The organism is Dokdonia genika, from assembly GCF_042652845.1.
Lineage (GTDB): Bacteria > Bacteroidota > Bacteroidia > Flavobacteriales > Flavobacteriaceae > Dokdonia > Dokdonia donghaensis.
This window is the reverse complement of sequence record NZ_JBHSHB010000008.1, coordinates 57,060-78,923: the sequence shown is the minus strand read 5'-3', so window position 1 is coordinate 78,923 and position 21,864 is coordinate 57,060. Positions and strand designations below refer to the sequence as shown.

Below are 21,864 nucleotides of genomic sequence, written 5' to 3'. Positions count from 1 at the left end.
AAACTATGAATGTGAATGTACTCTTAGTACGTTTCTTTTTTGCACTACTCCTTACTTATCCTATGATAAGTGTTGCCCAAAAAAGGGAAACTATTGAGGAAACACTTGTAAATAATAAGATAGACTCGCTTCTTAATAGAGCGGTTATAGCTGTTTCTGAAAGTGATTACACGCAAGCCATAGATATTTTAAACTACTCTAGAGATCTTGCAACAGATATAGGTCATACTAAAAGAGTGGGCTTAACATCAGGAACACTAGCAAAATTATATTTTGAACTTAATGACTACGAGAGTGCAAAAAGAGAAAATAAAAAAGCTCTTAAAGCACAAAAAGAAGCAAATAGTCCAGATCTTTTAGGGCAAAGTTATATTACCGCCACTCAACTATCGCTTGTAGATGGAGACCAACGAGAAGCTAATAACAACATTACAAAAGGACTATCGATACTCGAAGATAGCAGTCGCGATGATTTAAAATCACAACTGTATAACTTAAGAGGTACTATATTACAATCAAGCAGCAATCATATAGATGCAATACAAGCATATGACCAAAGTATCACACTCGCATCTCAAGCAAATAATGCATACTTAAAAACACAATCACTTGCTAATAAGTCTGTAAGCCTTGCCACAGTAGGAAGACTAGAGGAAGCAGATGAAACCTTGCTAGAAATAGAGGGCTTTGCAAACGGCAAAGATCTTCCTAACATCACAAATACATTATACAAGACAAAACATCTCATAGCACAAGCTAGAGGAAATTACAAAGAAGCAAATGATTATCTTACGATGTACTATGCATCAAAAGATGACACCGATTTAAGAGCTCCAAGTCAAGTATTGCCTAATGGACCAAATGAGGAACTAGATGCAATGGTTACTCAACTTGAAAAAGATGTCCTTATTGAAAAAGATCGAAACTCAAAAGCAATGCGATTAACACTAGTGCTTAGTATTGCACTGTGTTCTATTCTAGCCTTACTTACATTATCGCTTTATAAAAACAACAATTTAAGGGCAAAAGCAAATGAACTCTTACAGGCAAAAAATGTTGAGCTTGTTATTGCTAGAGATAATGCCGAAAAAGCATCTACAGTAAAAGCACAATTTTTATCTACCATTACCCACGAGCTGCGCACACCTATGTATGCAGTAACAGGGCTCACACACCTACTTTTATCAGAAAACCCTACAGACGAGCAAAAAAAGCATCTGGACTCGCTCAAGTTTTCTGGAGAGTACTTACTCTCACTCATAAATAACATACTAGACCTTAATAAACTAGAAGCAAACAAAGTAGAGGTAGAAGAAACGAGCTTTAATCTCAAGAAGCGTATTGAAGATGTACTTTTTGCATTAGGAAAGTCTGCTAGAGATAAAGGTAACAAATTACACCTAGAAATAGATGAAGATATACCTCTTGAGGTACTAGGAGACCCTCTTATGATATCACAAATACTTATAAATCTTGTAGGTAATGCTATCAAGTTTACGAGAGATGGTGATGTGTGGATACGCGTTCAAAAAATAGCGCAAGGCGAGGCAGACATAAGATTACATTTTGAGATAGAAGATAATGGTGAAGGAATCTCAAAAAAGAAACAAAAGACCATTTTCCAAAACTTCACTCAAGGTTCTGTAGCAATAAACAGAAAATTTGGGGGTACCGGATTAGGACTATCCATTGTAAAAAATCTATTAGACTTACTTAATAGTAAAATATCTCTAGACAGTACGTTAGGAAAAGGAACAACCTTCAAGTTTGACCTTAAATACAATCTAACGCAGGCATTACCTGGTGAAGACAATCCTCATAATATTATTTATGACATTGATTATGTCGCACTAGAAAATCGTCATATTCTTGTGGTAGAAGACAACAAGATTAACCAGATGATTACTCGTAAGATTCTTGAAAAAAACAAGATGACTTGTGATACTGCAGATAATGGTGAGATTGCTGTGGAAAAGACAAGAACAAAAAAATACGACCTCATCCTTATGGACATCCATATGCCAGGCATAAGCGGTATGGAGGCGACAGAACAAATACGCGAGTTCAATAAAGAAATTCCTATTCTAGCTCTCACCGCTGTTACTATAGATGAAAATATTGACGAATTTTATGCAGTAGGTTTTAATGATATTATACCTAAACCGTATAAGGTCGAAGAGTTCTTCCAGAAAATACACAACGGCCTTAGAAACAGTAAAGTATTAAACTAGTTTTTTACGCTTTCGCGAAAGCGTAACAGAAACTATTTACTTCACATTATACGCATTTATAAAATGGGTAATGCGTCTGTCAAAGTTTTCACTATGATTTAAAAATGCCACTTTTATAGGTAAGTAATATAAATGTCTCATTGTAAGTAATGGGCGTAGCCTTACATAATCCTTTTCTGTGGTGAGGATACAATCTAGTTTTTCTAGCTCAACAATCTCTGAAGCAGAAAAATTATGATGATCACCATATGACTTATGATTAAAAGACAAGCCATCGCTTGTTAAGTAATTTACTAAAGGCTCAGGGTTTGCAATACCTGTAACCAGAGTTACGTTATGCACTTTTAAACTATGTAACTGCACATTGCCATTTGCTCCATAAACACAATCGTCATAAGCTATTTTTGTAAAAAATACTTCTTGGGCTGCTGTAGTTTTTAGTTCTCGTATTATATTTTCTTGCTCGACCTTACTTAGTTGTGAGGGGCACTTTGTAACCACAACCACATCTGCTCTACTTGCGCCAGATCTAGGCTCTCTCAAATTACCTGCAGGCAATAAATAATCATTACTATACAAATCACCGTAGGCAGTTAATAAAATAGAGAATCCTGGAGTTACCTTTCTATGCTGGTACGCATCGTCTAGAAGTATGACTTCTGGCATATTTTCCTTACCTAATAACCTTGAGATACCGACCTGTCTATCTTCACAAACGGCCACTTGAATAGCATCAAATTTTTGAGCAAACTGTAATGGCTCATCCCCTACCTCTGTCGCTAGGCTTGTAGGTAAGACATCTCTATACCCCTTTGTAGTACGTCCATAACCTCGACTCAGGGTTGCAACACGTTTATGGGCTTGCAGTAGCCTTATGACATACTCAGTCATTGGGGATTTACCTGTACCACCTACGCTTAAATTACCTATGCAAATAACGGGAAGGTCATACTTTTTTGAAGATAAAATACCCGCATTAAAGAGTTTATTTCGCGTAAGCGTAACCAAATAATATACTCCCGCAAAAGGAAATAATAAGAGACGTAGTTTTCTCATAAAACGAAGGTATCATTTTTTATCTTTACGATTATGACAGTAAAAGAGGTAAGTAATATATTAAATGAGTGGGCTCCCCTAGCCTATGCCGAAGATTTTGACAACGTAGGTTTACTTGTGGGTGATTATAACCAGCAGGTGAGCAATATATTAGTCTCACACGACGCATTAGAAAATGTGGTTGATGAGGCTGTTGCAAAAGATTGTAATCTAATTGTATGTTTTCACCCCATCATATTTTCTGGTTTAAAAAAAATTACGGGTGGTAACTATGTGCAACGGGTGGTTCAAAAAGCGATTAAGAATGATATTGCAATTTTTGCAATTCACACGGCTCTAGATAATGTGGCTCACGGTGTAAATTATGGTATGTGCAAAGCACTGGGCTTACAGAATGTCAAAATACTAAGCCCTAAAAGGAATCACATTTTAAAACTAACCACCTATGTCCCTCATAAAAATGCACAAGCACTCGCTGAAGCTTTATTTAGCACCGGTGCGGGTAGCATAGGCAATTATGAGGAGTGTAATTTTCAACTAGAAGGGAAGGGAACTTTTAAGGGCAATGACAAGTCTAACCCGGTTATAGGAACGGCTGGTATGCGCCACACAGAAGAAGAAACTCAAATAAATATTACGTTTGAAAAGCACTTACAGTCTAAGGTCCTCAAGACACTTTTTACACATCACCCATATGAGGAAGTGGCTTATGAGATTACACAACTAGAAAACAGACTACAAAATGTGGGAATGGGTATGATAGGTGAACTGGAGACTGCAATGCCAGAAGGTGGCTTTCTCTCTTACGTAAAAGCAACGTTTAAAACAGGAGGTATACGACATTCTGCCTTAAGAGGTAAAGCTATAAAAAGAGTAGCCGTTTTAGGTGGCAGTGGGGCATTTGCCATAGGAGCTGCAAAGGCTCAAGGAGCAGATGCACTTATCACTGCAGATCTAAAATACCACGACTATTATCAAGCTGAAAATAAAATCTTACTGTGCGATGTGGGACATTATGAGAGTGAACGCTTTACGAAAAACTTAATTGCCGACCATCTTACAGAAAAAATTAGTACTTTTGCAATCATTTTATCTGAGGAAAATACCAATCCTATCAACTATTTTTAACGTATGGCAAAGAAGAAAGAAGCAACAGTAGAAGAGAAACTACGCTCGCTTTACGATTTACAACTTATTGACTCACGTGTGGACGAGATCCGCAATGTACGTGGAGAACTTCCTTTGGAAGTAGAAGACCTTGAAGATGAAGTAGCTGGTCTTAACAAGCGCATCGAGAAGTTGGAGAACGACTTAAAACTGGTAGATGATTCTATCAAGGCTAAAAAAATACAAATAGATGACTCTAAAGCAGCTATCAAAAAGTATTCTGAACAGCAAAAGAACGTACGTAACAACCGCGAGTTTAATGCATTAAGCAAAGAGGTAGAGTTTCAAGAACTTGAAATTCAACTTGCAGAAAAAAACATACGCGAGTTTAAAGCCCAAATTGAACAAAAAGGTGAAGTAATTGCTCAGACTAAAGAACGTCTAAGCGAGCGCAGGGAACACCTTAAGCACAAAAAGAGTGAGCTAGACGCTATTCTTTCTGAAACAGAAAAAGAAGAAAAAGCACTTCTAGCAAAAAGCGAAGAGTACGAAAACAACATAGAAGAGCGCCTTGTAAAAGCTTACAAGAGAATACGATCTAGCGTACGTAATGGTCTTGCCATTGTACCTATAGAACGTGGAGCTTCTGGAGGATCTTATTTTACAATACCACCACAGGTACAAGTAGAGATTGCAGGTCGCAAGAAGATTATTACAGATGAGCATTCTGGTCGTATCCTTATAGATAGCGAACTAGCAAATGAGCAAACTGAAAAAATGAATACACTTTTCAGTAAGCTGTAATCATCTTTTTAAATAATATTTAAAAGCCTTCTCACCAGAAGGCTTTTTTTATGCTACAATTTTAACCTACTGCCTATACTGTCATTAACATAACCCTAACAATAACGCACCACGTTATAGTATAGCTTTGTAATAAAATTATCGTTATGAAAATTATTGCAGCAATCACAGCTCTTATCACATTATTGAGTTGTAATTATGACACAAAACCTATGGCAGAACCCACTGCTATGCTTGAGCCGGTAGAAGTTGCCACCCAAAACGGGATGCGCAAGGCTTACTTTGCAAGCGGCTGCTTTTGGTGTGTAGAAGCTGTTTTTGAAAGTGTTAAAGGTGTAGATGAAGCCATAAGCGGTTATAGTGGAGGCACAGAAGACAACCCAACTTACAAACAAGTAAGCTACGGAAAAACAACACACGCAGAGGCTGTAGAGGTGATTTACGACCCGGAGGTGATAAGCTATCAGCAATTGGTAGATGTCTTTTTTGGATCACAAGACCCAACGACAAAAAATAGACAAGGACCAGATGCTGGACCACAATACAGATCTATTGCATTTTACCAAAATGAAGATGAGAAGAAAATTATAGAAAATACCATTACGGCATTAAATGAGTCTACATACGACGGCCGTATTGTAACGCAAGTGCTTCCTTTTCAGAAATTTTGGATCGCAGAAGCATATCACCAGGATTATGAAAAGAACAACCCAAACAATCCATACATTCAAAACATATCTGTGCCTAGATATAAAAGGTTTGCAGCTAAGTTTCCTGAGTTACTAAAGGATGATGCTCATTAAATTTTTACAGCTTTAATTTCAAAAATTAAAGGATACAAACGGTTTTTACTCACGTAGAGACCGTTTTCATTTTTTACAAGATCTGGCAACACATCATATGGAGCGCCATCGTGCTCTCGCATATATTGTATCTGTAAGCCAGCTTCTGCTAGGGCAGTCACGACCTCCCCTAGACCGTGATTCCAGCCATATTCTTTACTCACCATCTGGGCATCTTCTTGAGCATAGGTACCCTCGTACTCCTCATAAATCACTTCTTCTTGTGCATAACCATAACGCATCTCAGGTTGTGCTTTTGTATAATCAAACATCCAGACTATGGGATGAAATTCTACCATATAAAACTCACCTCCCACCTCAAGACGATCTGCGATAACTTGCGCCCACGGTTTTAAATCTGGAAGCCAGCCTATCACCCCATAACTTGTAAATACAATATCAAATTTTTCTTGTACGTAGCTATTTGTATCAAGTACATTACAACACACAAATTTTGCCGATAGATTGAGTTCTTTATTTAGCTTTCGCGAAAGCGTAATCGCCTCATCACTTATATCTACACCCGTACACAAGGCTCCCATCCTTGCCCAGCTCAAGGTATCTTGTCCAAAATGGCACTGCAAATGCAAGAGTGATTTACCCGCAACATCTCCTAGCGCATCGAGCTCATATGAGTTAAGCGAACTTTTACCAGACATAAATCCCTTCATATCATAAAAGTCACTCGCTGCGTGTATAGCTACCTTTTTATTCCAAGTTTCTTTATTAGTAGAGAAGTAATTCTGATGGTCTTTTGACATATTCCGTATTTTTGAAATGATGAAAAAGATACTACATTTTAATAAAGAAGCCATTAATGCAATGCCCTCTCGGTACAGAGCAAATTTTATTAATAGCATTACGGGTTTTAAGAGTGCAAACCTTATAGGCACCATCTCTCCAGAGGGAATAGAAAACCTAGCAGTTATAAGTAGTATCACGCACATAGGGAGCAACCCGCCACTACTGAGCTATATCACAAGACCTACTACAGTAGCTAGGCACACGTATAGCAATATAAAAGAAACAGGAGTCTTTACCGTAAATCACATACATAGCAATATCATAAACCAGTCACACCAGACGGCTGCAGCCTATGACAGTAACATATCTGAGTATAACGCCGTGGGGCTTACCGCAGCATATCGCGATGATTTTAAAGCTCCTTTTGTAAAAGAAGCACACATACAGCTTGCGTGCGAGTACGTAAACGAGTACGAGATTAAAGAAAATGGCACCATACTCGTAATAGGTGCAATTACAAATATTACCATTCCTGAAGAGACTTTATATGAAGATGGCTGGGTGCACTTACAAAAGGCAGACGGCGTGGCCATAAATGGGCTAGACGGGTATACTTCTCCTCAAATAATAGACAGATTTACCTACGCAAAGCCAGATAAAAAAGCGACATCTATTTTAGACAAGTAGAGGTAACTAGGCTGTATAGAGTATCTTTGTTACGCTTTCGCGAAAGCATAAAAATTCACATTATGAAACTATCAAGCATTCCTAAAATAAAACACACAGAAGCAAATAACTTCTTTTTACTCTGCGGCCCTTGTGCTATTGAGGGAGAAGATATGGCTATGCGCATTGCCGAAAAGGTGGTAACCATTACAGATAAGTTATCTATTCCTTACGTTTTTAAAGGAAGTTTTAGAAAAGCAAACCGTAGTCGCATAGACAGTTTTACGGGCATAGGTGATGAGAAGGCGCTTGAGATTCTTGCAAAGGTTTCTTCTGCATTTGATATTCCTACGGTCACAGACATTCACGAAAGCTCTGATGCTGCACTCGCTGCACAGTATGTAGATGTACTTCAGATCCCTGCATTTTTAGTTCGCCAGACATCGCTAGTCGTTGCCGCGGCAGAAACAGGTAAAGTAGTAAACCTCAAAAAAGGGCAGTTTATGTCTCCAGAGGCTATGCAACACGCCGTGCGCAAGGTGCACGATAGCGGTAATGAAAACGCCTGGATTACAGATAGAGGTACAATGTTTGGCTATCAAGATATGATTGTAGACTTTAGAGGCATCCCTACGATGCGCTCATTTGCTCCTACCGTGCTAGATGTGACACACTCATTACAGCAACCTAACCAGTCTAGTGGCGTTACGGGAGGAAGACCAGATATGATAGAAACTATTGCCAGAGCAGGTATTGTAAATAATGTAGACGGATTATTTATAGAAACTCATTTTGACCCGGCAAATGCAAAGAGTGATGGGGCAAATATGCTTGATCTCGCTCACCTAGAGCGATTGCTTTCTAACCTTGTCGCGATTAGAAAAACAATCACGAGCTTATAATTATAAGACATAAATTTAGATTGCTATAAACAATAAAGGGCACGTATCTTGCTTAACAAATATTTCGCAACTACATCTACTCCTTTTTTGTAACTTCGTTTCATATGTTAAAACAACAGCTCAATTTTAAACTTTCTCAAAAGCTATCTCCACAGCAAATACAGCTTATGAAGCTCATCCAGCTTCCTACGCAAGCGTTTGAGCAAAAAATAAAGCAAGAGCTAGAAGAAAACCCTGCCCTAGATAGTGGTAAAGAAGAGGTTCAAGATGACTTTGAAGAGTTTGACAACACAGATGATTTTGACGAAGCACCAGAGGTAGAAATTAATGTAGATGATTATCTCAGTGATGATGAGATACCAGAGTATCGCCTAAGCGCAAATAATTACAGTGCAGATGATGAGGATAAACAAGTACCCTATGCCTCAGGAACATCTTTTAACCAATACCTAAAAACCCAACTCAACACGATGCGTATCTCACCAGAGGAGCGTAGCGTTGCAGAGTTTATTATAGGCTCACTAGATGAAGCTGGATATTTAAGGCGTCCCATATTAGATCTGATGGATGACCTAGCATTTACCCAAAACATTTACACCACAGAAGAGACTATAGAAAAAATGCTTTTTAAAGTACAAGATCTTGACCCTGCAGGCGTAGGAGCGCGCAATCTTCAAGAGTGCCTTGTACTACAACTAGACAGAAAAACTCCTACAAAGTCTATCTCACTAGCCATAGAAATACTTGAGAAGTCTTTTGACCATTTTAGCAAGAAGCATTACAAAAAGTTAATGGCTAAGTTCCATATCACAGAAGAAGAACTTAAAGACGCCATACACGAGATAGAACACCTTAACCCGAGACCAGGCGGATCTTACTCGAGCAACACAAAAATAGTAGAGCACGTAGTCCCAGATTTTACAATAAGAATTGTAGATGGAGAACTTGAGCTATCTCTCAATGGCCGTAATGCTCCAGAGCTTAAAATCTCTAGAGATTATAGCAATATGCTTAAAGGGTATAAAGAATCTAAAGAGCGCACAAAAGCACAAAAAGATGCTGTGCTTTTTATAAAGCAAAAACTTGATGCTGCAAAGTGGTTTATAGAAGCCATTATACAACGCCAGCAGACCTTATTTGTGACAATGAGTTCCATAATGAATTACCAGAAAAAATACTTTTTGACTGGTGATGAGCGCAATCTACGCCCTATGATTCTCAAGGATATAGCCTCAGAGATAGGTATGGACGTCTCTACGGTATCACGTGTAGCAAACAGTAAGTATGTAGACACACCTTACGGAACAAAACTCATTAAAAACTTCTTTTCTGAAAGTATGACTAATGATCAAGGTGAAGAAGTATCTACACGCGAGATTAAAAAAATACTTGAAACGGTTATCGAAGAGGAAGATAAGCGCAAGCCACTCACAGATGATAAGCTTGCCGGCATTCTTAAAGAAAAAGGTTACCCTATAGCCCGCAGAACGGTTGCCAAATATAGAGAACAGCTAGAACTACCAGTAGCAAGACTACGAAAGCAAATTTAATGAAGTTTTTCATACGTAGCTTTTCGTATATTTTTCATCCGCTTTTTATGCCATTAGTAGGGGTGTTACTTTACTTCTATATTTCACCTAGATATTTCAATCCTGAATTTTTATACTCAAAAGTTTTTGCCACAGTCATTATGACTACTGTCATTCCTATTTTGAGTTACTTTATGCTTAAAAATCTGCAACTGGTAACAAGCATACATCTCTCTAATGTAAAAGAACGAAGGTGGCCTCTTTTATTACAAATGCTCTTTACATTTATTCTTATTAGGCTCATTTTTGATGGATATGAGATTCCTGAGCTATACTTCTTTTTTGTAGGGATACTCGCTGCTAGCACCGGTGCATTTTTAATAGCGCTCTTCAAATTTAAAGCGAGTTTACATATGATCGCTCTCTCTGGCGTGCTATTCTATATAATAGGTCTTAGTTTACACTTTGGCAAAAATCTATTACCACTCATAGCAGCATTTATTTTTGCGTGTGGAGCAACGGCAACATCAAGATTAGATATGCGCGCACATACTCCAGCAGAGCTTGTAGTAGGGTTTATTGTAGGTGCAGTATCACAATTTATGGTTTACAGTTACTGGATATAGAAAATTACGCTTTCGCGAAAGCGTAACATTATAAAAAGTAAAAAACCAATCCAAGACGCATTACTTGAATGCCTACCTCTTCCGTATTGAGTAATGCATCATCATTAAACAGGGTATTTAAACCGTAATATCCTTGAAAATTAAACGCACCATACCCAAAAGAAAAAGAGGGACCATATTGAAACTTATTTATTTCAGGTATATCTTTAATTGCGACATCTAATACATCATCTTGATAGGTAGATTTAAACCTAAGCACATAGCCCAGCTTCATACCTACGTGTATACGCCAAAAACTATACTTTGTCGCAGTAGATGTTCTCCACCTATACTCTAGAGGCATTTCTAATGTGTAACTAGTAAATCTATTTGTAACATTCTCCACACTTTCGTCTACAATGGCAAATGTAGAAGTCTCACTTCCAGACGGAGCCGCAATGAGAAGATTTTGATTATAGGTATCTAAGGCCATTCCAATCCCTATACCTATAGCCTTATTACGTCTTTTATTTAAGGGGAAATCTCTTATAACACCAGCCTGTACACCAGCACTAAGACCATTTTGCTCAAAACCAGAAGGCTTGTTACTTAGTAAATTAAAAGTTATACCTACATACACTTGGTCTTCCCTATATAAAGAATCTACAACCGGAGTGTCTGGCACATCAATATCTTGTGCAAGCGTTGCAATTGTACTTAGACCTATAAAGATATAAAGGAGATACTTCAAGAATAATAGTTTATTACAAATATAACAGAATTGCCGCTGGCAAAATTGCATAAAAAAACACCTTAAGTTACCTCAAGGTGTTTTTTTACTAATTTAACTATAGACTACTGGGTTACAGCGTCTTCAGTTTGAGTAGTGATGTAAATCACTTTTAACATATTAGCTTGTCTTAGTTCTTGCTTTACGTCATATACAAGACCAGAGTTAGTTTCCTTATCTACTTTAAAGGCTACCATTACTCTATCTTTAAGCTCATCTCTAAGCTTCTCACGTTCTTCAAGAATAGCAGGCTGTACTTCGTTTATATTTACGAATTTGTCTCCTATTTGGATTTTACCTTCCGTACCGAATTGCTTATACCCTTCTCCAGGTTTCCCTCCGAAGATGTATACACTTCTGTCCTTCTGTAGCTTCTCTGTTTGATCTGCCGCTGGTAAAATCTGCGCTACTTTTACGTCATTTTTACGTAAAACTGTTGCCACCATAAAGAAGAATAATAACATAAATACAATATCTGGTAGGGAAGCTGTGTTTACCGCCGGCACTTCTTTGGCTCCACCTTTTCTAAATTTTGACATAATACTTTTATTTTATGATTCTACTTATGATTGAGGATCTATCTCAGAAAGTTTCTGAGGGTACATTTTCTTGATAATATCAAGTTTTTCCTTTGCACTCTCTTCGTTTCCTTTATAAACTCCTTCGTCTATAGCTTTCTTTACTTCTGTAAATTTCCAGCCATATAGACGTTGTGACTCTCTATCACGTAAGAAATTGTATGCTCCTACAAGCTCGTTTTGCACTGTAATATATGTCTCGTAAGAAGTCTCACGGTCATTTTTTACTGTTACAATAGCCTTGTCTGGAAAGTCTGACGAACTAGGGTCACGCTCTCCTTGACAGTAATCACAATACCCTTCTTGCCCCTTCGGCACTCCTCCATTATCTAAGAAGGCGATAGCTGCCTCTTGAAGATCTTTCATCTCCATAGGCTTATCTTCTACCAAGAGTTCATCGTTTTTATTTACGATAACTACAAAAAGGTTTTTTTCTTTAATGATAGGAGGCTCCACATTTTCAGGCTGCTCTGGCGGTAGCGCTCTTACTAAACCTCTATCTTTCTCAATGGTAGTTGTTACCAAGAAGAAGATAAGTAGTAAGAATGCGATGTCTGCCATAGACCCTGCATTAATTTCTGGTGCATTTCTCCTAGCCATAATTATTTATTTACAAGTTTCTTAGCTCCTGATACTAGCATAAGTATAATTGCAATTGCTGCAAGAATAAAGAATGCATTGATACCAGCACTTACCCACTGTGAACCACTCGCAGAAAGAACTTCTCCGTCTTTCATTGGCACTTCTTCTGCTCCGCTTGCAGCGAAATAAGAAATTGCAACAATAAGTAAGAAAGCTCCTGCTCCTACAAGTGTATTTTTTGCATTACCCGAGAATAGACCTTTGAGAACAAAGATTACTACGAGTACTAAAGCGATACCAATTACCACCCACGCAAGGAGGATCATAATATCAACAAGGTTCTGTGAATCACCACCTACGATGGCATCATTGTTTGCCCATACCATACCTGCAACAACTAATGCTGCAATACCTACGATAGCTACAATGAATTTTAAAATTTTATGTAATCCCATAATATGTATGAATTTTTAAGATTACTATATATTACTTCTTGTAACGTACAAGCATATCCATCAATGTGATAGATGCATCTTCCATATCGTTTACGATACTGTCAATTTTTGCAATAATATAGTTATAGAATATTTGAAGAATAATAGCCACAATCAGTCCAAATACTGTTGTAAGAAGTGCTACTTTAATACCTCCGGCAACAAGTGCAGGGTTCATATCTCCAGCTGCTTCAATTTTATCAAAGGCTTGAATCATCCCGATTACCGTACCCATAAACCCAAGCATAGGTGCAAGAGCGATAAATAATGACACCCAAGATACATTTTTCTCAAGTTGTCCCATTTGAACACCTCCGTAAGCTACAACAGCTTTCTCAGCAGAGTCAAGACCTTCGTCTACTCTATCAAGACCTTGGTAGTATATAGATGCTACTGGTCCTTTTGTGTTACGACATACCTCTTTTGCTGCTTCTACACCACCACTGTTAAGCGCATCTTCTACTTCTTGTTGAAGTTTCTTTGTGTTAGTAGAGGCTAAGTTTAAATATATAATACGCTCAATTGCAATTGCAAGACCTAATATTAAACATAAAAGTACAATTCCCATAAATCCAGGACCTCCTTCTATAAATCGTTTTTTCAAATCTTGTGTAAAAGAAAGTTCCTCTGCTGCTGCGTCATCTTGAAAAGAAGAACCAGCATCTACATTTGCAACTATTTGTTGAATCTGTACTGGAAGTGTTGTTTGTGCGTTGCTTGCGTTAGCGGTAAATGTGCTTAACACTACTACAGCGGCAACTGCCATGATAGAGAATAATTTTTTCATTGCTCTTGATCTTAAAGTTTAAATTAGTAAAGGGTTAAATATAGTAATTAATTAGATTATGTGTAACAAATATAGAAAAGCATCGTCTTATTTTATTTACAATTAATTTAGTATGTAATTACTAAATCATACAGTGAATGTGTAAAACAGATACCAAATATTTACTTCACAAAGCTTAGTACAAGTAATAACCCAAGTATATTACTCGTAGAATCAGCAAGTATAGCAAAGTAAAAGGGGAATATTAGCATAGCAAGCTATTTTTTTACTAGAAGCAATCAACATTTTAACAAACGCCAGTTGTATTGCTTTATTAATTAACAGTTTAGTAATATGTTAATGGTGATAACTAATCAACCTAGCTCCTACCCCACTCCAAAACAAAGAAACCCTGTTAGACAATTCTGTTAAAATATTATAGGGCTAAGATTCAACACCAAAGACTTCAACCCAGGGTATTTTAATATGTTATGAGACAAATACAACATTGCTACATATTAAGGTAATGCAATTGCACTATAATCGTTAGACAGCCCACCTCTAACAAAGTAATTTAAAACTTAGGAAAATGTAAGTGCCTTTAACGACCAATTTAATCAAGCTAGTCTTTTTTGAGTTACAAGTTATTTTTTATGCCCCTTTTTATGCCCCCTCAAATAAAAAACCCCCATAAACAAAGGGATTCAAGAGGTTATTGCAGAAAGGAAGGGATTCGAACCCTCGATACGTTTCCGTATACACGCTTTCCAAGCGTGCGCCTTAAGCCACTCGGCCACCTTTCTATTATTAATTTTCGCGAAAGCGTACTAAAAACAATCGCTATATATTAAGGAGTGCGAATTAACAAAAAAACCTCGGAGCACTCAAGGTTTAGTTCATAATTATGACATCTCCCCACGCAGTGATGTTTCAAAAACTGTTTTGAAAACTTTAGGCCCTAAATTTTGTCCTAAGAGATACATCATTTTTGCTATTGCGGCTTCAGAGGTGATATCGCCTCCGTTAATAACTCCCATTTTTTTAAGGGCTACGCTGGTTTCATAATTACCCATATGAACACTGCCTGAGATACATTGTGTCACATTTACTACAGGCACTCCCCTCTTTATAGTTGCCTTAAGTGCATCTATAAACCACTGCTCTGTTGTAGTATTTCCAGCTCCAAAAGTTTCTAACACCACACCTCGCACGCAAGGCACATTGAGCATTGCTTCTACAAGGCACTGTGAGATACCTGGATATATCTTAAGTAGTAAGACTTCTGTAACTAGCTTTTTATGAACCTTGAGTTGCTTTTTATTAGGTTTCCAGAGAGCGTCTTCATTAATTGTGAGATGCACACCTGAGGTTAAAAGCTCTGGGTGGTTAGGCGAAGTGAAGGCCTCAAAATTTTCTGCACTTATTTTTGATGTGCGGTTTGCCCTGTAAAGCTTATACTCAAAATACAAGCACACTTCGGCTATGAGCGGCCTATTCCTTTTTCTTAAGGCAGCTACTTGTACGGCGGTTATAAGATTCTCTTTTGCATCTGTGCGTAGGTCTCCTATAGGTAACTGCGAACCTGTAAATACAACGGGTTTACTTAAATTCTCTAGCATAAAACTCACTGCAGATGCGCTATAACTCATCGTGTCACTCCCGTGCAAGACTACAAAGCCATCATATGCATCATAACCTTGCTCTATAAAATCACATAATTGATTCCAGTATGCAGGATTCATATTAGACGAGTCTATTACGGTCTCAAAAGAGGCGGTGCTTATCTCACAATCCAGCAAACGTAGCTCTGGTATTTTATCTAGTAGCTCATCAAAATCAAAGGCTTTGAGCGCTCCCGTCTCATAGTCTTTAATCATACCTATGGTACCACCAGTGTATATTAAAAGGATTTTTGCTTTACTCATAACTTTTCGGCTTGCAATACGGGGTTTGCATACATTAATAAGAAGCTGTCTACTTCCATTTGCTTAGACAAATCAACACGTACTTCTAGTCTACGCTCAAAATGACGCAGTTCCTTAGTATCATATTTGTCATTATACTTATCTGTTTTATGATAGAGATCATAAGCGATGTAGTTTGTAGGCCAGAGCTTATAATTCTTCCATATTACTTTATCTAACTCACTAGCAAAGGCTTGTAACTTCTCATTGTCACTATCATATTTGTCTTCAATATCATCATACACCTTTTCTGGTAACGGTGATGCGGCGATGTGAATGTTTCGTTTATTGCCTAGCGCTCCTTTAAGTATGCTGTTAAAATCTTCATTTGCCGTTTTTATGTAAGGTAGGTTCTCTCTTTTCGCAACAATTTCTGGCACTTTTAATATATCTGTAGGATCATACTCATAAGATATTGCCACACCTATGACGCTCAACTCTCGTAGGTAAGTCATAAGCGGTGTCTTACCACGAGCCATCGTAATCATTTTAAGAACACCCTGCTGCGTTTTATCAAGACCATCTTTTGTTCTTCCCTCTCGCTGTGCTACCCATACAGATCTATTAGACTGTAGTAAAAATTTAATATAATTAGAAAGCAGCTTAGAACTCATAAGCAATTCCCTAGGAGATTGATCTCTTAAGACTAAAAAGTTTCTATTAAGCTTAGACAACTCCATTAAGAAATCTTTTTGCACCAGATTATCACCTATAGCAGAGGCTGTGGTGATAAGTTTATGATCTATAAGCGTCATATTGAGCAACGACGTATCTAAGACAATATCACGATGATTTGATAAATAGAGATAAGATTGCTTTCGCGAAAGCGTACTAAAACCACTTTGAGTAAACCCTTCAGAGCTTTTGTCAAGTAGGTTACTCACAGACTTATAAATCACATTCTCTTGAAAATCTGCAATAGAGTGACACGTTTTAAGCACTTCTAGAATTTGCTCTTGCGAGAAATCTGGAAATGTAAATTGTAACAACACTCTAAACATAGGGTGTCTGGCTGCTCTTAAAAGTGCCTCATTAACCTCCTGGTCGTGGTATGGGCGTATGTGATCGTATCTGTTCAATTTAGTTTGGATTGGTCCCCACAAAAGAACAAAATATTTTATGCCTGAGTTACCTATTTACAATAAGATACTATGCGTGCTTTGTAAAAAAAATGTTATCTGCATTTTTACTGGTAATAGCAGCAATCTCGTCTAGCGATTTTTGATAAATAGTCGCTAGCTTTTCTGCCACAAGCACTAGGTAGCTACTCTCATTTCTCTTACCGCGATATGGTACGGGACTTAAGTAAGGAGCGTCTGTCTCTAGCACTATATGCTCCAGCGGTATTTCTGCAAGAAACTGATCTATCTTACCATTTTTAAAGGTCGCCACGCCTCCTATACCCAACTTCATATTGTAGCTTATCGCTTTTTCGGCTTGTTCTTTTGTACCCGTAAAACAATGAAAAATCCCAAAAAGATCATCGCCCTTCTCACTTTCTAATATTTTAAACACCTCGTCAAAAGCCTCACGACAGTGTATCACTATGGGTTTTTTATATTTTTTTGCTAGTTGGATCTGTCTAGTAAATGCATCTTGTTGTATCGCTAGAGTAGACTTATCCCAGTACAAATCAATGCCTATCTCCCCTACCGCATAAAAGTCACGTGTTGCAAACTGTGCTTCTATATGAGCAAGTTCTTCTTCATAGTTTTCTTTTACGTGTGTGGGATGTAATCCCATCATAAGATACACGGTATCTGGATGTGCCTTTTCTAGCGCATACATACGCTCTGTATATGCCGAATCTATTGCTGGTATAAAAAAACGAGTCACGCCAGCATCTATGGCGCGCTGTATCATTTCTGCTTGATCTTCGTCAAAAGACTCACTGTATAAATGGGTATGTGTATCTGTAAAAGTCATAGATGACAAAAATACTTTGCGACGAGAAGGAAGTAAAATGATTTTGCCTCTTTTTTTAAAAATCATTTAGTTGCCACGCGGTGTACAAACGATTGTATTATTTTTGATAGAAATCACACACCATATGCCCTCACTACGCCAGTTTTTATTATCAAAAGGTTATTGCCGCTCACGGCTGTTTCCTACCATTACAAACCACCTCGAGATGAAGGCAAAAATTAATGGTGTAGAAGGGTCTTTTATACTAGACACTGGGGCCTCTAGTTCTTGTATAGATTTTAGCCACGCAGATCTTTTCGGCTTATTGCAAGAAGATAGCGAGGTGCTAGCCGCAGGGGCAGGAGCAACAGGTATGGAGACTAAACTCTCTCGCAATAATTTTTTAAAAATCCAGAAGTGGCAGTATAAAAAACTTGATATCGTTCTCTTTGATATGTCACACGTAAATACCGCACTAATCGCTCACAATGCAGCGCCAGTACACGGTATTCTGGGTGCAGATGTTTTAAACGCAGGCAAAGGCATTATAGATTATCAATACAACTGCTTATACCTCAAGTAAGAGATAAGTGTGAGATGGTTTTTTTTACGCTTTCGCGAAAGCGTAATTATCTCCACAACAAAGCTCCTATATTTTTCATAATTGTTCCTTAAGATTGGGTTAAAGACAGTAAGTTAAGCGGGTTTATTTAACATATTTGTAAAAAACCAACTCATATGGCTATTCTAGGTTCTATCATAAAAGGTGCAATTGATCTTAAAGACTCGCTCACCACAAGCTCTAACCCAGTTGAAGAGCAAGAGAACGTGTTACGTACAATGCTCGACACAGCAAAGGATACATCTTTTGGCATCTATTACGGGTTTTCAAAAATTCTAGAAGAAGATAATGTGGGCGAGGCTTACAGAAAAGCAATACCCTACCACGATTATAATCAAATGAATGATATGTGGTGGAAACGCATCAAGGAAGGCCTAGAAAATATCACCTGGCCTGGTAAGCCACATTATTTTGCATTATCAAGTGGGACTACAGGTAAAACTAGTAAACGCATACCTGTAACCGAAAATATGGTAGCAGCTATAAGAACGACTAGTATCGCACAAGTATCTGCACTGGCGCATTATGATTTACCTACAGACTTTTTTGACAAAGAGGTTATGGCACTAGGAAGCTCTACAGACCTCGCCGAAAATGACGAGTTTCTTGAGGGAGAAATAAGCGGCATCACAGCTAGCAATATCCCCTTCTGGTTTAAAGGTTTTTATAAACCTGGAGAAGAAATAGCAAAAATAGACAACTGGGATGAGCGTGTTAAAACCATCGCAGAAAATGCAAAGTCTTGGGATATAGGAGCCTTAAGTGGTATCCCATCTTGGATGGAGCTTATGCTTAAAGAAGTAATAGCATACCATAATGTAGATAACATACACGACATCTGGCCTAACCTGCAAGTTTTTACTAGTGGTGGTGTCGCTTTTCAACCTTATGAAAAAAGTTTTAGACAGTTATTAGGCCGAGACATTACAATTATAGACACCTACCTAGCTTCAGAAGGTTTTATGGCGTACCAGAGCAGACCAGAAACCGAGTCTATGAAGCTTAGCACAGATGCCGGCGTTTATTTTGAATTTGTACCATTTAAACCTGAATATATTAATGAAGATGGCTCGCTCTCACAAGATGCACCTGCGCTTACACTTAACGAAGTAGAGACAGGAGTAGACTATGTACTTATCATAAGTACTGTCTCTGGTGCGTGGAGATATCTCATAGGCGACACCATAGCATTTACAGATGTTGAGAGAGCCGAAATTAAAATCACCGGACGAACAAAATTCTTCCTTAACGTTGTAGGCTCACAACTTTCTGTAAATAAAATGGAAGATGCTCTAAGAGATCTAGAAGAAAAGTTTGACATTAAGATACCAGAGTTTACACTGAGTGCAAAAAAAATAGATGGTGAGTTTTACCACTGCTGGTATTTAGGAACAACAGCCACTACTAGTGAGAAAGATCTAGCCCAAGCTCTTGATGAATCTCTTAAAAATGCCAATAAAAACTACGGTGTAGCCAGAGGCAAATCCCTAAAAGGTGTAAAGGTGACTACTATAGACCCAAATGTCTTTCACGAGTGGAGTGGCGCAAATAAGAAAAAAGGTGGCCAGGTAAAGATGGAGAAAGTAATGGGAGAAGAAAAGTTTGCAGATTTTGAAGCTTTTATAAATAAACAATAAACCCCAGCTATAGCTTAATCATTCTCAAGCAGGTGCATCACCTCTTCTGGCGACATATATAAACTACGCAAACGTTGCTTATACTTCTCAGAAATATGAGCGTGATCTAGTATAAAATTTTTTGTTTTTAAAATGTATGACCCCATACCGTGGGTAATTGCATATACATCTGCAGTGCGCTCTACTTCTTTTATATGTGCACCAGAGTATAAATATTTAGCACCAAAAACCAGCATCCCGAAGGCAGAGCGCTCCCTATAATCCATCACGTGACCCAGCTCGTGACCTAGCCACCCTATTACGACATCGCTGGGCACTTCAGAAAAGTTAAGCTCCTCTTGATCTATTTGAATCTTTCTTGAAATTAAAATAATGTAAGATCTATTTTTTCTAGATTTAAAAAAGCTTGCCCATCTAGGCTGTGCCTGCATAGTAGACTTTCTTATATTGTTCTTAAATTGAAAAGTAATATCTGCATCCCACAATTCTGGATAGTGCTCTAGGGCAATAATTGCCTCGTCATAAATTTCTTTTGGGATCTGCTTATTTTCTAGATTGAGCATTCCATCTTCAAGCGCTACTTCTACTTTTTCTTCCATATATTTAAGATACAATTTATCACTTTGTACTGCTGTTAAGACCATACTAAAGTTAGTTATGGTTATCAAAAAGCAATATGTATCTTCATAGCTCAAACTTTCACAATGAAAAACTATACGCTTATTGCTATTTTATTTTGTTGCGCTTTCGCGAAAGCGTACTCACAACAATTATCTGGACCAGAGCTCGTGGCAAAATCTATAGCCTATCACGACCCAAATAGCAACTGGGAGACTTTTACTGGAGAATTTACACTCGTACTTGATATGCCAGATAAACCAGATCGCAAAAGTGTAATTACACTAGATTTACCCAGAGAATACTTTAATGTAACTACAACACAAGATGGCAAAACCAGCTTTAGAGAACTTCTAGGCACTGCTTGCAAATACACAAACGAAGTTGGAGAGGTAATAACAAGCACCACTGCAGATGAGGATTGTGAACGCACAGTAATGTTCAGAAATTACTACTCATACCTCTACGGTTTACCTATGAAGCTCACAGATAAGGGAACTATTATCGAGGAGGATGTTAAAAAGCACACCTTCAAAGGAAAAGAATATCTAGTAGCACGTGTGCGCTATGATAAAAATGTAGGCACAGATGTGTGGCAGTTTTATTTTGACCCAGAGACCTATGCAATGGAGGTATATCAATTTTTTAAGGGTGATGATGAGACTACAGGTGAGTACATACTGCTTACTGATCTTGCTACTATAGGAGGTATAAAAATGCCTAAAGACCGAGCTTGGTATTACAATAAAAATGATGGCTATCTAGGTACAGATAAAATCAAGGTAAACTAAGCTAGTTATGCTCCACTGTAAATGTAGCTTGCTTATAATTACTCATACTATAGTACTCTTTATGTAGAGAAGCTGCAAATTGTCTTATATCCTTATAATTTTTATAATCTGGATGCAAGGCGTCGTTAAAATCTTCATCTGTTATAAGTAATGCAATATACCAGGTATCACCATAATCCCTAAAAGGGTCATCATTAAAGACGGGTGGTGCACCATTTTCTTCAAGCAATTTATTTGCTAGTGGTCTCAATAAATTGACCGTTTGCGTCTTCTTTCCCACTTCATAAAATGAGACATAGTAGGCTTGGTTACTTATGAGTACGCGCACATTATCTTCTACATAGTTATGATTGAGATCATATTTAGTATTTACATACGCATAAAACTCATTTGCATCCTTAGGGTCTGTAAATAGATATGAATATCTATTAGGTAGTTTTCTATTAAACTTCTTTGCTTTTTTAACCTTACCCTCACTCAGGTTAGGCGCCACTGCTACAGGAAAGCAAGATTGCAATAAAAAGGCACAACAAAACGCTAGTAATATTCTCATAAGGAGTGTTTTGTGTCTTGCATCAAACAACATACCAAACACTTAAAAATAAATCAAGTATGTATAACCACAAAAACC

Annotated in this window: 23 protein-coding genes and 1 tRNA gene; 11 read left to right on the top strand and 13 right to left on the bottom strand. The window is 37.7% G+C overall.

What is annotated here, in order from left to right; all coding sequences use genetic code 11:
- Positions 1-11 precede the first annotated feature (11 nt).
- The gene (locus tag ACFO5T_RS04255) at positions 12-2,231 is read left to right on the top strand and encodes a response regulator (protein ID WP_380032329.1); all 2,220 of its coding nucleotides are present in this window, start codon (positions 12-14) and stop codon (positions 2,229-2,231) included.
- A 36-nt stretch (positions 2,232-2,267) separates the two neighbouring features.
- On the opposite strand, the gene lpxK is transcribed toward ACFO5T_RS04255, so the two are convergent.
- Positions 2,268-3,287: a tetraacyldisaccharide 4'-kinase gene (gene lpxK / locus ACFO5T_RS04250; protein WP_380032327.1), complete on the bottom strand. Its 1,020-nt coding sequence runs from the start codon at positions 3,285-3,287 to the stop codon at positions 2,268-2,270.
- 33 nt (positions 3,288-3,320) lie between these two features.
- On the opposite strand from lpxK, the gene ACFO5T_RS04245 reads away from it, so the two are divergent.
- From ACFO5T_RS04245 to msrA, 3 genes are all read left to right on the top strand, one after another.
- A complete protein-coding gene (locus ACFO5T_RS04245; protein ID WP_380032325.1) occupies positions 3,321-4,415 on the top strand; it encodes a Nif3-like dinuclear metal center hexameric protein in 1,095 nt (364 codons plus the stop codon).
- Positions 4,416-4,418: 3 nt separating this feature from the next.
- Positions 4,419-5,198, top strand: coding sequence for a zinc ribbon domain-containing protein (locus ACFO5T_RS04240; protein WP_380032323.1), 780 nt, complete (start codon positions 4,419-4,421; stop codon positions 5,196-5,198).
- 146 nt (positions 5,199-5,344) lie between these two features.
- Complete coding sequence (gene msrA / locus ACFO5T_RS04235; protein WP_035325370.1) at positions 5,345-6,001, top strand: peptide-methionine (S)-S-oxide reductase MsrA; 657 nt, start codon at positions 5,345-5,347, stop codon at positions 5,999-6,001.
- Here msrA and ACFO5T_RS04230 read toward each other — a convergent pair.
- Complete coding sequence (locus ACFO5T_RS04230; protein WP_380032321.1) at positions 5,998-6,801, bottom strand: class I SAM-dependent methyltransferase; 804 nt, start codon at positions 6,799-6,801, stop codon at positions 5,998-6,000. The genes msrA and ACFO5T_RS04230 overlap by 4 nt on opposite strands.
- Before the next feature lie 16 nt (positions 6,802-6,817).
- On the opposite strand from ACFO5T_RS04230, the gene ACFO5T_RS04225 reads away from it, so the two are divergent.
- The 4 genes from ACFO5T_RS04225 to ACFO5T_RS04210 all read left to right on the top strand — a co-directional run bounded on the left by ACFO5T_RS04225 (position 6,818) and on the right by ACFO5T_RS04210 (position 10,507).
- The gene (locus tag ACFO5T_RS04225; protein WP_380032319.1) at positions 6,818-7,471 is read left to right on the top strand and encodes a flavin reductase family protein; all 654 of its coding nucleotides are present in this window, start codon (positions 6,818-6,820) and stop codon (positions 7,469-7,471) included.
- Between the two features lie 62 nt (positions 7,472-7,533).
- Complete coding sequence (kdsA, locus tag ACFO5T_RS04220; protein ID WP_021778279.1) at positions 7,534-8,352, top strand: 3-deoxy-8-phosphooctulonate synthase; 819 nt, start codon at positions 7,534-7,536, stop codon at positions 8,350-8,352.
- 104 nt (positions 8,353-8,456) lie between these two features.
- Entirely contained in the window at positions 8,457-9,902 is a 1,446-nt protein-coding gene (gene rpoN, locus ACFO5T_RS04215) for an RNA polymerase factor sigma-54 (protein WP_380032316.1), read from the top strand.
- The gene (locus ACFO5T_RS04210) at positions 9,902-10,507 is read left to right on the top strand and encodes a hypothetical protein (protein WP_380032314.1); all 606 of its coding nucleotides are present in this window, start codon (positions 9,902-9,904) and stop codon (positions 10,505-10,507) included. Before rpoN ends, ACFO5T_RS04210 begins: the two co-directional genes overlap by 1 nt.
- Positions 10,508-10,535: 28 nt before the next feature.
- Here ACFO5T_RS04210 and ACFO5T_RS04205 read toward each other — a convergent pair whose 3' ends face one another.
- The 9 genes from ACFO5T_RS04205 to ACFO5T_RS04165 all read right to left on the bottom strand — a co-directional run bounded on the left by ACFO5T_RS04205 (position 10,536) and on the right by ACFO5T_RS04165 (position 17,586).
- Positions 10,536-11,237, bottom strand: a complete 702-nt coding sequence (locus ACFO5T_RS04205) for a porin family protein (protein WP_380032312.1) — start codon at positions 11,235-11,237, stop codon at positions 10,536-10,538.
- A 104-nt stretch (positions 11,238-11,341) separates the two neighbouring features.
- Positions 11,342-11,815: an ExbD/TolR family protein gene (locus ACFO5T_RS04200; protein ID WP_375252078.1), complete on the bottom strand. Its 474-nt coding sequence runs from the start codon at positions 11,813-11,815 to the stop codon at positions 11,342-11,344.
- 24 nt (positions 11,816-11,839) lie between these two features.
- A complete protein-coding gene (locus ACFO5T_RS04195) occupies positions 11,840-12,454 on the bottom strand; it encodes an ExbD/TolR family protein (protein WP_380032310.1) in 615 nt (204 codons plus the stop codon).
- Between the two features lie 2 nt (positions 12,455-12,456).
- Complete coding sequence (locus tag ACFO5T_RS04190) at positions 12,457-12,891, bottom strand: hypothetical protein (protein WP_375252080.1); 435 nt, start codon at positions 12,889-12,891, stop codon at positions 12,457-12,459.
- A gap of 31 nt (positions 12,892-12,922) precedes the next feature.
- Entirely contained in the window at positions 12,923-13,717 is a 795-nt protein-coding gene (locus ACFO5T_RS04185) for a MotA/TolQ/ExbB proton channel family protein (RefSeq protein WP_375252081.1), read from the bottom strand.
- A gap of 697 nt (positions 13,718-14,414) precedes the next feature.
- Positions 14,415-14,499, bottom strand: a tRNA-Ser gene (locus ACFO5T_RS04180).
- Positions 14,500-14,598: 99 nt separating this feature from the next.
- Positions 14,599-15,621, bottom strand: a complete 1,023-nt coding sequence (locus ACFO5T_RS04175) for an asparaginase (RefSeq protein ID WP_380032307.1) — start codon at positions 15,619-15,621, stop codon at positions 14,599-14,601.
- Positions 15,618-16,739 (bottom strand): 1-acyl-sn-glycerol-3-phosphate acyltransferase, encoded by a 1,122-nt coding sequence (locus tag ACFO5T_RS04170; RefSeq protein ID WP_380032305.1) that lies wholly within the window; start codon positions 16,737-16,739, stop codon positions 15,618-15,620. The genes ACFO5T_RS04175 and ACFO5T_RS04170 overlap by 4 nt, the downstream gene beginning before the upstream one ends.
- Before the next feature lie 70 nt (positions 16,740-16,809).
- Complete coding sequence (locus tag ACFO5T_RS04165) at positions 16,810-17,586, bottom strand: TatD family hydrolase (RefSeq protein WP_380032303.1); 777 nt, start codon at positions 17,584-17,586, stop codon at positions 16,810-16,812.
- Between the two features lie 124 nt (positions 17,587-17,710).
- On the opposite strand from ACFO5T_RS04165, the gene ACFO5T_RS04160 reads away from it, so the two are divergent.
- Together ACFO5T_RS04160 and ACFO5T_RS04155 are read left to right on the top strand one after the other, a co-directional pair.
- On the top strand, positions 17,711-18,148 hold the full coding sequence (locus ACFO5T_RS04160; protein ID WP_380032964.1) for a retropepsin-like aspartic protease: 438 nt from the start codon (positions 17,711-17,713) through the stop codon (positions 18,146-18,148).
- A 155-nt stretch (positions 18,149-18,303) separates the two neighbouring features.
- Positions 18,304-19,824: a GH3 family acyl-acid amido synthetase gene (locus ACFO5T_RS04155; protein ID WP_380032301.1), complete on the top strand. Its 1,521-nt coding sequence runs from the start codon at positions 18,304-18,306 to the stop codon at positions 19,822-19,824.
- 14 nt (positions 19,825-19,838) lie between these two features.
- Here the strand turns inward: ACFO5T_RS04155 and ACFO5T_RS04150 are convergent, their stop codons facing one another.
- Complete coding sequence (locus tag ACFO5T_RS04150; protein ID WP_380032299.1) at positions 19,839-20,468, bottom strand: hypothetical protein; 630 nt, start codon at positions 20,466-20,468, stop codon at positions 19,839-19,841.
- 60 nt (positions 20,469-20,528) lie between these two features.
- Here ACFO5T_RS04150 and ACFO5T_RS04145 point away from each other — a divergent pair, with 60 nt between their 5' ends.
- A complete protein-coding gene (locus tag ACFO5T_RS04145) occupies positions 20,529-21,233 on the top strand; it encodes a DUF6503 family protein (protein ID WP_380032297.1) in 705 nt (234 codons plus the stop codon).
- 1 nt (position 21,234) lies between these two features.
- Here ACFO5T_RS04145 and ACFO5T_RS04140 read toward each other — a convergent pair whose 3' ends face one another.
- Positions 21,235-21,786, bottom strand: a complete 552-nt coding sequence (locus tag ACFO5T_RS04140) for a hypothetical protein (RefSeq protein ID WP_380032295.1) — start codon at positions 21,784-21,786, stop codon at positions 21,235-21,237.
- Positions 21,787-21,864 lie beyond the last annotated feature (78 nt).

What these genes read in the sequence shown, in the direction of transcription:
- lpxK (WP_380032327.1), bottom strand. Translation starts at nt 3,287, where the DNA reads ATGAGAAAACTACGTCTCTTATTATTTCCTTTTGCGGGAGTATATTAT.
- ACFO5T_RS04245 (WP_380032325.1), top strand. Translation starts at nt 3,321, where the DNA reads ATGACAGTAAAAGAGGTAAGTAATATATTAAATGAGTGGGCTCCCCTA.
- ACFO5T_RS04240 (WP_380032323.1), top strand. Translation starts at nt 4,419, where the DNA reads ATGGCAAAGAAGAAAGAAGCAACAGTAGAAGAGAAACTACGCTCGCTT.
- msrA (WP_035325370.1), top strand. Translation starts at nt 5,345, where the DNA reads ATGAAAATTATTGCAGCAATCACAGCTCTTATCACATTATTGAGTTGT.
- ACFO5T_RS04230 (WP_380032321.1), bottom strand. Translation starts at nt 6,801, where the DNA reads ATGTCAAAAGACCATCAGAATTACTTCTCTACTAATAAAGAAACTTGG.
- ACFO5T_RS04225 (WP_380032319.1), top strand. Translation starts at nt 6,818, where the DNA reads ATGATGAAAAAGATACTACATTTTAATAAAGAAGCCATTAATGCAATG.
- kdsA (WP_021778279.1), top strand. Translation starts at nt 7,534, where the DNA reads ATGAAACTATCAAGCATTCCTAAAATAAAACACACAGAAGCAAATAAC.
- rpoN (WP_380032316.1), top strand. Translation starts at nt 8,457, where the DNA reads ATGTTAAAACAACAGCTCAATTTTAAACTTTCTCAAAAGCTATCTCCA.
- ACFO5T_RS04210 (WP_380032314.1), top strand. Translation starts at nt 9,902, where the DNA reads ATGAAGTTTTTCATACGTAGCTTTTCGTATATTTTTCATCCGCTTTTT.
- ACFO5T_RS04200 (WP_375252078.1), bottom strand. Translation starts at nt 11,815, where the DNA reads ATGTCAAAATTTAGAAAAGGTGGAGCCAAAGAAGTGCCGGCGGTAAAC.
- ACFO5T_RS04195 (WP_380032310.1), bottom strand. Translation starts at nt 12,454, where the DNA reads ATGGCTAGGAGAAATGCACCAGAAATTAATGCAGGGTCTATGGCAGAC.
- ACFO5T_RS04190 (WP_375252080.1), bottom strand. Translation starts at nt 12,891, where the DNA reads ATGGGATTACATAAAATTTTAAAATTCATTGTAGCTATCGTAGGTATT.
- ACFO5T_RS04185 (WP_375252081.1), bottom strand. Translation starts at nt 13,717, where the DNA reads ATGAAAAAATTATTCTCTATCATGGCAGTTGCCGCTGTAGTAGTGTTA.
- ACFO5T_RS04175 (WP_380032307.1), bottom strand. Translation starts at nt 15,621, where the DNA reads ATGAGTAAAGCAAAAATCCTTTTAATATACACTGGTGGTACCATAGGT.
- ACFO5T_RS04165 (WP_380032303.1), bottom strand. Translation starts at nt 17,586, where the DNA reads ATGACTTTTACAGATACACATACCCATTTATACAGTGAGTCTTTTGAC.
- ACFO5T_RS04160 (WP_380032964.1), top strand. Translation starts at nt 17,711, where the DNA reads ATGCCCTCACTACGCCAGTTTTTATTATCAAAAGGTTATTGCCGCTCA.
- ACFO5T_RS04155 (WP_380032301.1), top strand. Translation starts at nt 18,304, where the DNA reads ATGGCTATTCTAGGTTCTATCATAAAAGGTGCAATTGATCTTAAAGAC.
- ACFO5T_RS04150 (WP_380032299.1), bottom strand. Translation starts at nt 20,468, where the DNA reads ATGGTCTTAACAGCAGTACAAAGTGATAAATTGTATCTTAAATATATG.
- ACFO5T_RS04145 (WP_380032297.1), top strand. Translation starts at nt 20,529, where the DNA reads ATGAAAAACTATACGCTTATTGCTATTTTATTTTGTTGCGCTTTCGCG.
- ACFO5T_RS04140 (WP_380032295.1), bottom strand. Translation starts at nt 21,786, where the DNA reads ATGAGAATATTACTAGCGTTTTGTTGTGCCTTTTTATTGCAATCTTGC.